At 63.4% G+C, this 426-nt stretch carries 1 protein-coding gene; it reads right to left on the minus strand.

Translation table 11 applies throughout. From position 1 onward, the window contains the following. Positions 1 to 120: 120 nt before the first annotated feature. The coding region (locus tag RNC47_RS37090) for a DUF6084 family protein (protein WP_311605275.1) at positions 121 to 426 on the minus strand (306 nt) is incomplete at its 5' end.

The raw sequence follows: 426 nt of genomic DNA on the forward strand, positions 1-426 counted from the left end.
CGAGTACGCCGAACTGCCAGCGGGACGGGTTCTTGCGCGAGTCGGCGCGGTACGGATAGAGCAGGTAGCGCTCGTACAGAACGGCATCGGCCACCGAGAGGACCTGAGCCAGATTGCCGCTCATCGGATTTCCTGCCGTGTCAGCCGATTGTCGATCGCTTCCTCGAACGACAACATGCCCCAGCGTGCCTTGTAGTTGGCCAGCTCGTCGAGCGTGTCGTGGCGAAGCCGTAGCCAGCCGGTGTCGGGAAAATGCTGAGCCATCAGCTGTCGCCACACCGCAACCGGCATGTCGAAGTGATCTTCGCGGTCCCACGGCACCTGCTGCACCGCGAAGCCGCGAGTACCGCGGGTGAAAACGGTTCCGCTGAACAGGAACTGCAGCGGCACCATGCCGTCATCGAGTGCGTGCAGGTACTTGGCGCC

The sequence above is a fragment of the Streptomyces millisiae genome, assembly GCF_031845425.1.
Lineage (GTDB): Bacteria > Actinomycetota > Actinomycetes > Streptomycetales > Streptomycetaceae > Streptomyces > Streptomyces millisiae.